Origin of the sequence: Streptomyces sp. NPDC060027, from assembly GCF_042737005.1 — a bacterium.
Classification (GTDB): Bacteria; Actinomycetota; Actinomycetes; order Streptomycetales; family Streptomycetaceae; genus Streptomyces.
In genome coordinates this window covers 1-7,485 of record NZ_JBHWVI010000319.1, presented here as the reverse complement: position 1 = coordinate 7,485, position 7,485 = coordinate 1, and the positions used below count along the sequence as shown (strand labels likewise).

The 7,485-nt window shown below is 73.3% G+C and carries 8 protein-coding genes; 4 read left to right on the top strand and 4 right to left on the bottom strand.

Annotated features, from left to right (window positions below; genetic code table 11):
- Positions 1-114 precede the first annotated feature (114 nt).
- Positions 115-294 carry a hypothetical protein gene (locus ACFWBT_RS40205; RefSeq protein ID WP_266757739.1) on the bottom strand — a complete coding sequence of 60 codons (180 nt, stop codon included), beginning with the start codon at positions 292-294 and terminating at the stop codon, positions 115-117.
- Between the two features lie 224 nt (positions 295-518).
- On the opposite strand from ACFWBT_RS40205, the gene ACFWBT_RS40200 reads away from it, so the two are divergent.
- The 4 genes from ACFWBT_RS40200 to ACFWBT_RS40185 all read left to right on the top strand — a co-directional run bounded on the left by ACFWBT_RS40200 (position 519) and on the right by ACFWBT_RS40185 (position 4,506).
- Positions 519-1,736 (top strand): NYN domain-containing protein, encoded by a 1,218-nt coding sequence (locus ACFWBT_RS40200; RefSeq protein WP_385708982.1) that lies wholly within the window; start codon positions 519-521, stop codon positions 1,734-1,736.
- Positions 1,737-1,885: 149 nt separating this feature from the next.
- Positions 1,886-2,860, top strand: coding sequence for an ABC transporter ATP-binding protein (locus ACFWBT_RS40195; protein ID WP_385708979.1), 975 nt, complete (start codon positions 1,886-1,888; stop codon positions 2,858-2,860).
- Positions 2,861-2,948: 88 nt separating this feature from the next.
- Positions 2,949-3,770, top strand: a complete 822-nt coding sequence (locus tag ACFWBT_RS40190) for an ABC transporter permease (RefSeq protein WP_385708977.1) — start codon at positions 2,949-2,951, stop codon at positions 3,768-3,770.
- Between the two features lie 34 nt (positions 3,771-3,804).
- Positions 3,805-4,506, top strand: a complete 702-nt coding sequence (locus tag ACFWBT_RS40185; protein WP_385708974.1) for an AAA family ATPase — start codon at positions 3,805-3,807, stop codon at positions 4,504-4,506.
- 289 nt (positions 4,507-4,795) lie between these two features.
- Here ACFWBT_RS40185 and ybaK read toward each other — a convergent pair whose 3' ends face one another.
- From ybaK to ACFWBT_RS40170, 3 genes are read right to left on the bottom strand one after another with little or no spacing between them, the layout of a single operon-like run.
- Positions 4,796-5,296, bottom strand: coding sequence for a Cys-tRNA(Pro) deacylase (gene ybaK, locus ACFWBT_RS40180; protein WP_385708971.1), 501 nt, complete (start codon positions 5,294-5,296; stop codon positions 4,796-4,798).
- Between the two features lie 17 nt (positions 5,297-5,313).
- Complete coding sequence (locus ACFWBT_RS40175; protein ID WP_266757729.1) at positions 5,314-6,054, bottom strand: LON peptidase substrate-binding domain-containing protein; 741 nt, start codon at positions 6,052-6,054, stop codon at positions 5,314-5,316.
- A gap of 11 nt (positions 6,055-6,065) precedes the next feature.
- Positions 6,066-7,118 (bottom strand): hypothetical protein, encoded by a 1,053-nt coding sequence (locus ACFWBT_RS40170; protein WP_385708968.1) that lies wholly within the window; start codon positions 7,116-7,118, stop codon positions 6,066-6,068.
- Between the last annotated feature and the right edge of the window lie 367 nt (positions 7,119-7,485).

Below are 7,485 nucleotides of genomic sequence, written 5' to 3'. Positions count from 1 at the left end.
TGCGGCTCGGCCCGTCCTGCCGGGCCGGCTGACGGGACGAGCACCGTGGGGCGCACCCGGTACCGTTTGCGCCCCTCGGTGCGTGCCTGGGCCTCAATGGCCCGCGCGGCGGCCTCAGTTGTGGCCGAAGCGCTTCTGATGCTTACGGGCAACATCAGCGGGGCTGCCCTGGGCCTGCGACATCGGCGACTGCTGAGCCTCCGCCGACGACCGCTGTGCCTGCTCCTGCGCACGCTCAGCCTGCGAGGAACGGTCGGCGTGGCCGCCCTGCTTGCGGTTCTTGTTCTTGGCCATGGCGATCTGCCTCCTGTGGGGGATCTAGGGGCCGGGGCCGCGACCAGACTCACATAGGCTGAGAAGTGGCGCATTTCGTAGAATTACCGTGCGTAATAAGACCTGTCGGTAGGTGTTCTCGCGATCCGCCACGCCGAAGATCGAGTTCCGGCCGTTAACCTCCGCACGGTCGGGCAGACTCGAAGGAAGCCCGAAGCAAACCTCCCGGAAAGAGGGTGGATCGCGTGGACCGCTGCATCGTCCTGGTGGACGCCGGGTATCTGCTCGGGGCTGCTGCCAGTCTCCTCGCCGGGGAGCCTTCGCGATCCCGGATCACCGTCGACCACGCCGCCCTCATCCAGGGCCTGCGCGAGCGCGCCGAGTCCGACACCGAGCGGCCCCTGTTGCGCATCTACTGGTTCGACGGCGCCCCCGACCGGGTGCCGCAGCCCGAGCACCGCAGGCTGCGCGTGATGCCCCGCGTGACGGTGCGCCTGGGGGCGCTGACCCGCAGCGACGGGCGGTGGGCGCAGAAGGGCGTGGACGCCGCCATGCACGCCGAGCTGACCGAGCTGGCGCGCAACCGCGCCTGCTCCGACGTGGTCCTCGTGACCGGCGACGGGGACCTGCTGCCGGGCATGATGGCCGCCAAGGAGCACGGCGTCGCCGTACACCTGTGGGCCGTGCAGGCCGCGGACGGTGACTACAACCAGTCCGAGGACCTGGTGGCCGAGGCCGACGAGCGGCGGGTGCTCGACCGGGCCTGGATCACCAAGGCCGTCCGCGCCAAGGACCTCGGCGGGATCTGCGCGCCGCCGCCGGTGCCGCGCCCGGAGATCGCCGCCATCCTCTCCGCGCCGCTGCCCGAGTCGGCGCTCGCGGCGGCGGCCGAGCGCTCCGCCCAGGAGGCCGAGCACCACCAGGCGGCGGAATCGCAGAACGGCACCCAGGAGCGGGCGTCCGCCCCCAAAGGGGTCCCCACCCCGAAGGACCTGGCCGCGCTGCGCGGACCGGGCACCCAGGCCGCCCAGCACCCCACGAACGCGACGCTGCGCTGGTCCTCGGACAAGGGCTGGGTCGACCGGCCCGGCGGCGCCACGGAGTCCCCGGAGGCCGCCGCGCTGCCCACGCTCGCCCAGCTCACCTCCGCGGAGCAGCGGTGGGCGGACCGCGAGGAGGACATCACCACGGTCGGCGGTGACCCCTTCGAGGTCGGGCAGGTCTTCGCCCGCCGCTGGATGGGGCGCCTCACCGACCCGAGTCATCTGCAGAAGCTGTCGGCGATGTACCCGCGGGTGCCGCACCGGGTGGACGGCGAACTGCTGCGCTACGCGGCCCGTTTCGGCCTGCTCGCGCACAAGGACGACCAGATCGACGAGCACGACCGCTATGCGATCCGGGCCGGATTCTGGCGGGAGATCGATGTGCGCACCACGGCGGAACACGCCCCCGTCGGGGAGTGATCCGAAGCCGTAGGCGAGGGGACGCGGACGCCTTCGCCGAGGGCCCGCCACGGCCCCGAGCGCATAACGGGGCATCGGACCACGTACTCTCGTCCTTCGTGAGTACGCGCACGGCACAGGCAGTCCGGAACGGACACAGGGGCGATGTCGTGTGCGCCGTGCGAGGTCTCACCAAGACCTATCCGGCGGTCCGCGGCCGCCGCGGCACCCCGGCGACACCCGAGGTCAGGGCCACCGACGGGGTGCGTCTGGACATCCACCGGGGCGAGATCTTCGGGCTCCTCGGGCCGAACGGCGCCGGCAAGTCCACCCTCGTACGCCAGCTGACCGGGCTGATGCGGCCCGACAGCGGCAGTGTCGAGATCCTCGGACACGACATCGTGCGTCACCCCGAGCGGGCCGCACGCATCCTCGCCTACCTGGGGCAGGAGTCCACCGCCCTCGACGAGCTGACCGTGTCCCTCGCCGCCGAGACGACCGGACGCCTGCGCGGACTCGACCTGCGCGCGGCGCGGGCCGAGCGTGACGCGGTCCTCGACGAACTGGGTCTGACCGCGCTCGCCTCCCGCCCCCTGAAGAAGCTGTCGGGCGGTCAGCGCAGGCTCGCCTGCCTCGCCGCCGCGCTCGTCGGGCAGCGCCCGCTGCTGGTCCTCGACGAGCCCACCACCGGCATGGACCCGGTCGCCCGGCGCGCGGTCTGGGCCGCCGTCGACCGGCGCCGGGTCGAACAGGGCGCCACGGTCCTGCTGGTCACCCACAACGTCATCGAGGCCGAGACCGTCCTTGACCGGGTCGCCGTCATGGACGAGGGGCGGGTCATCGCCTGCGACACCCCGGCCGGGCTCAAGGAACGGGTCGCGGGCGAGGTCCGGGTCGAACTCGTCTGGCGTACCGGCGCCCCGCTCCATGTCCCCGAGGTCGCCGCGCTGCGCGACCGCGCCGTCGAGTCGGGCCGCCGCTGGACGCTGCGGCTCGCGCCCGAGGAGGCCCGCGCGGCCGTGGCGACGGTCACCGGTGGGGCCGCCTTCGCCGCGCTCGACGACTTCACGCTGGCCACGCCCAGCCTGGAGGACGTCTACCTGGCGCTGGGCGGCCACGCGACACAGGGACTGGTGAAGGCGTGAGTGTCCGGGGCGTGGAATCCGTACGGGAGAGGGGCGTCGTACGTGTGCGGAACAGGACGGCTGCCGGAGTGAAGGGGAGCAGTTCGACGTGAGTGTCGTACCCGCTGAAGTGCTGCCGGGCAGCGTGCTGCCCGTGGTCGAGGACGCCGATGGCGCCGCGGAGCTGGGCCCGCGTGCGCGGCTGTGGCCCTCGCTGGCCGCCGTGTACCGGGCGCAGCTCTCCCGGGCCCGGGTCGCGCGGATCCCGCTGCTGTTCGTGGCCACCTTCCAGTCCGTCGGCATCATGATCATGATGCGTGGGGTGGTGGACGGCGGCGACGAGGCCCGTGCCGTGGTGGCCGGGTCGACCGTCCTGGTCGTGGCCTTCGTCGCGCTCAACCTGCTCGCGCAGTACTTCGGGCAGCTGCGGGCGAGCGGCGGGCTCGACCACTACGCGACGCTGCCGGTGCCGCCGGCGGCCGTGGTGCTCGGCGCCGCGGCCGCGTACGCGTCCTTCACCGTGCCCGGCACGGTCGTCACCGCCGTCTTCGGGTGTCTGCTCTTCGGGCTGCCGATGGCCCATCTGTGGGTGCTCGCCGCGGTCGTCCCGCTCGCGGGCGCCGCGCTCGCCGGGCTCGGGGCCGCCTTCGGGCTGCTCGCGCCGCGGCCCGAGCTGGCCACGCTGCTCGGCCAGCTCGGCATGTCGGCGGCCCTGCTGCTGGGCGTTCTCCCGGCGGACCGGATGCCGACCGTGGTGCAGTACGCCCGGGATCTGCTGCCCTCGACGTATGGTGTCGAGGCCTTCGCCCGCACCTTCGGGGCGCACCCCGACTGGGCCGTCGTCCTCGGCGATCTGGCCGTGTGCGCCGGAGTCGGGGTGGCCTCGCTGGCCCTCGCGGCCTGGGCCTATCGCCGGGCAGCCGTCCGGTGACGCGGCCGACGGCGGGGCCTGGCACGATGTCAGGGTGACCGCTCCGCTGACTCCACCTCCACCGCCGCACGAACAGTCCCCCGAGGGCCGACGGCAACCGCATCCCGCCTGGCAGGCTCCGCCCGCTTCCGGCCCCGCGGGCTACCCCGTGTATCCGGCCGCGTACGAGGCCTCCTACGGACAGGACGGACCCGGCATGAAGACCGAACTGCGGGAGGCCGCCGTGATCACGGTCGCGGTCGCGCTCGCGGGGGCTCTGCTCGGGGTGCTCTGGTGGTGGCTGGCCCCGCACGTGCCGCTGATCGCGGACGACACCGCGGTGTACCTCAAGGACACCGAGGGGGAGCAGGCCATCGGCGTCGATGGAACGTTCACCCTGCTCGCGCTGGGCTTCGGAGCGCTGAGCGCCCTCGTCGTGTTCCTCGTCCGACGGCGCGGCGGTGTGCCCCTGGTGATCGGGCTCGCCGTCGGTGGCCTGCTCGGATCGCTCCTCGCCTGGCGGATCGGGATCTGGCTCGGGCCCACACAGAACGTGGTCGCGCACGCCAAGGCCGTCGGCAAGGGCGTCACGTTCTCCGCGCCGCTGAAGCTCGGGGCCAAGGGCGCGCTGCTCGCGTGGTCCCTGAGCGCCCTGGTGGTCCACCTCGGCCTCATGGCCCTGTTCGGCCCCCGGGACCCCGACCCGTACCAGCAGAGCCCCTACCCGGCCACGCAGCCGGGGCCTCCCACCGCTTAGGCCGTGTCCGGCCGAAGGACCGGCGGGCGGACCGGGTGGACCGGGCAGGACCGGGCAGGACCGGGCAGGACCGGGTGGACCGGGCAGGACCGGGCAGGACCGGGTGGACCGGGCAGGACCGGCCGGGCGTCGGAAGAGGTGCCGCCCGGCCGGCCCCGGGTGCGGAGCGTGGGTCACGCCGGACGGTGGCCGTGGTTCGAGCGGCCCTTCTTGATGCGCCACTTGCGTTTCCGCGTCTTCTTCGACATGTCCCTCGTGCTTAACCGAGGACGGGACATCCGTCGAGGGGTCACGCACGCCCGACGGGCGCGGACACCGCTTCCGTGAGCTTCGCCAGATCGGCGGGGGAGAGCTCGACCTCCAGGCCGCGGCGGCCCGCGGAGACGCAGATCGTGGTGTGGCCGGCCGCCGAGGAGTCCAGCACCGTGCGGAGCTTCCTGCGCTGGCCGAGCGGCGAGATGCCGCCGCGGACGTACCCCGTCGTGCGCTCGGCCGCCGCGGGGTCGGCCATCGCCGCCCGCTTGCCGCCCACCGCCGTGGCGAGGGCCTTGAGGTCCAGGGAACCCGCCACCGGCACGACCGCGACCACGAGCGCGCCGTCCACGTCCGCCACCAGGGTCTTGAAGACCCGGTCCGGCGAGACGCCCATGGCCTCGGCCGCCTCCTCGCCGTAGGACGGGTGGGAGGGGTCGTGCTCGTAGGCGTGGACGGTGTACGCGACGCCCGCCTCCGTCAGCGCCACCGTCGCCGGGGTGCCGCCGGACTGCTGCTTCTTGGACTTCTTGACCATCGACCTTCTCGCATGCGTCAGTTCAGGCTCGTCGGGCCGCGCGTCAGGTCCGACGCCGGCAACGACGGCAGATTACGGATGATCGCGGTCTCCGCGCGCAGCAGTTTCAGCTCCTCGCGCAGCCGGGACGCCGTGTCGGAGGCCTGCAGCAGCCGCTGCCTCGCCGGGACGTCCAGCATCACGGCGGCGGCGACGAGATAGGAGACGACCGCCGGTTCGTCCGGCAGGTCCGCGCCGGTCGACAGCGAGCGCTCCCGCGCTCCGGCCAGCCGCTTCTGGTACTGGCGGAAGGCGCGCAGGACGCCCTCGGCGAGCGCGCCGGCCTCGTCGCCCGGGTCCTCGGGCAGTTCCTCCAGCTCGGCCGTCAGGAACGCGCCGGAGGCGTCCACGGACAGCAGACGGACCCGTGTCGTGCCCGTCGCCAGCACCTCGAAGCTGCCGTCGGCGCGCTCGCGGACGGTCGCCGCGTCCGCGATGCAGCCCACCTCGTGGAAGGCCTTGAGCGGATCGTCGCCGAAGCCGGCGGCGGGCCCACGCTCGGGCACGGCGGTCTGGTCCGGCATGCCGGGCGCGGTGGGCGACACCTCATGGCCGTCGCGGATGGCGACGACGGCGAAGCGGCGTGGTTCGTCCTCGGGGGTCTTGAGCAGATCGCGCATCATCGCGCGATAGCGCTCCTCGAACACGTTCAGAGGAAGCACGAGCCCGGGGAACAACACCGAGTTCAGGGGGAAGAGCGGGAGCCGGACGGTGGTCACGACGCGAAAGCCTAATGGTCGCCGGAGCGGGCGCGTCCGCCGTACCCGCTCCCGAGCTGCGGATCGGGGTCCGGATCCATCAGCGGAAGCCCCGAGGCGACCTCCAGACGGACACCGTCGCGCAGCTCCAGGAACTGCCCGAGCGGGTCGTCGGAGACCCGGTCCCAGGGGAACGAGGTCGCGTACGGCCCGATGAGACGCAGCTGCTCCAGCGCGTCCTGCCAGCGCTCCAGCCGGACCAGGACGTACGTCAGCAGATTGCGCACCTCGGCGGGCCACGGGTCGGCGGCGGCGTAGGACGCGGAGACCGCGATCGCGAGGTCGGCGGCGGCGTCCAGGCGCTCGCGGGGGACCTGGGGGCCGCCGCCCTCGGTCAGATAGGCGAAGGCCGCGCGCACCGGCAGCGCCTGGACCAGGGAGCCCGGCAGCGCGTCCTGCGCGGCTGGCTCGGCGAAGTCGAAGCACTCCCGGTGCGAGCCGTACCAGGCGGCCGAGAGGTACTGGAGAGCGGCGACATGGCAGCCGTAGTGGTGCGGGGAGCGCCGGACGGCCTGGGCCCACAGCTGCTCGAACTCGGTGTGCCCGGTGTTCGTGCCGCGGGCGTGGTCGAGCGCTATCCGCCAGGGAACCGGGTCGTGCGGGTCGCCCTCGGCGGCGGACATGATCAGCGGGCCGACCTCGCGCAGCAGCTCGACCCGCGCGGGCGACTCCCAGCCGCGGCGGACCGCCAGCTCGGCCCTGACGAGCAGGACGTCCGGATCGTGCGGGTCGGCGGCCTGCCACTCCGTGAGCCAGGTGTCGCGGGAGCGCGCGAAGGTGGCGAGGCGCATGGCGTACCGGTCGCGGTTCTCCCACTCGGCGGACTCGCGGGTGGTGGCCAGCAGCTTGGCCGCGGGGACGTACTCGCCCCGGGCCGCCGCGACGAGTGCGGGGCCCAGACGGTCGTCGGGCGCGTCGAGCAGTACCTCGTCGTCGGCGGGCAGTCCGGAGGCGAGGCGTGAGGTGTTCCGTGCCATCCGGGCCGTACGGAGGAGAGCGCGCAGCAGTGCCATGGTGTCGACCATTGAAAGCCGCAGGTCGGAGCTGTGCCAGAGGTGTGCGGTGACGCTTTCGTAACCACCGTTTGGTTGTGCGACCCACGGTCAAGGGCGGCTAAAAGGTTGATGGAGATCCGGTGTGCGGCGCCGACCTTCCGGAGGCCGAGCGGCCCGGTCCGTCGTGCGGAGGGCAACGGGTGGCGGAACGGACCGGAGACGGTCTGGACGGGAAACGGTACGGCCGGGAGGCGACGGGCAGGTGGGGGTACGGGGTCGGACACTGCACTTCGAGACAACGCCCTCGCTCCGGACGCTCCTCGCTCCGGACGCTCCTCGCTCCGGACGCTCCTCGCTCCGGACGCTCCTCGCTCCGGACGCTCCTCGCTCCGGACGC